The organism is Pseudoalteromonas sp. MMG012 (assembly GCF_018100875.1).
Taxonomy (GTDB): Bacteria; Pseudomonadota; Gammaproteobacteria; order Enterobacterales; family Alteromonadaceae; genus Pseudoalteromonas; species Pseudoalteromonas aurantia.
The window spans coordinates 1-824 of record NZ_JAGJEF010000211.1 but is presented as its reverse complement, the minus strand read 5'-3'; the positions used below and the strand labels follow the sequence as shown (position 1 = coordinate 824).

The following is an 824-nucleotide window of genomic DNA, read 5'->3' as shown; positions in this document are numbered from 1 at the left end:
GTTGACAAAAACGCCCTTAAGCGACAGAGCAATCGAAGATAATCGTTTGCTCAAACTTATTAAAGCATTTTATGTGGCTAGTGGTAGTACTTACGGTAGTCCTTGGATACATGCAGATTTACGTGAAGCTGGTGAGCAATGCAGTGTTAATCGAGTAGCTAAGATCATGCGTCGGCATAAACTCAAAGCCCAAATAGGCTATAAGCGTCGCCATATTAAAGGCGGTAAAACATGACGCATTGCAGGCAACTTACTTGCTCGCCAGTTTAATCCTCCTGCACCCAATCAAACATGGGTGGGTGAGTGACATTACCTATGTGAGAACCTATGAAGGTTTCTTGTATGTAGCAACTGTCATGGATTTATTTTCTAGGCGTATTGTTGGTTGGTCGATGGATAAGAGCATGGACAAGCATTTGGTGACTAAAACATTGCTCATGGCAGTTGGCCAACGCCAACCGAAACCCAAAGTGATGGTCCACAGTAGCCAATATGGCAGTGCAGATTACTCAACATTTATAAAAGAACATAATCTTGTACCATCAATGAGTCAGCAAGAAACTGTCATGATAATGCGGTTGCTGAGAGCTTTTTTGCTACCATTAAAAAACGAATAATAAAGAAGAAGATATACTCAACACGTGAAAGATGCGAAAGCTGAGATATTTAATTTTATAGTAATGTTTTACAATCCTAAAAAACGTCACTCGCATACAGGCTCGGTGTTTCACCTGCTAAATTTGAGGAAACATATTTCTCTGAACTACAAACGGTTTAGTGAAACCAGAAAGGTCCAATCAGATTTTAATTAAAAATATCCAGAG

At 39.7% G+C, this 824-nt stretch carries 2 protein-coding genes; both read left to right on the top strand.

Features of this window, described 5'->3' with window-relative positions; translation table 11 throughout:
* On the top strand, positions 1-235 hold a 235-nt coding region (locus J8L97_RS23075; protein ID WP_211053059.1), incomplete at its 5' end, for an IS3 family transposase.
* 64 nt (positions 236-299) lie between these two features.
* Positions 300-617 carry a DDE-type integrase/transposase/recombinase gene (locus J8L97_RS23070; protein ID WP_211053058.1) on the top strand — a complete coding sequence of 106 codons (318 nt, stop codon included), beginning with the start codon at positions 300-302 and terminating at the stop codon, positions 615-617.
* Positions 618-824 lie beyond the last annotated feature (207 nt).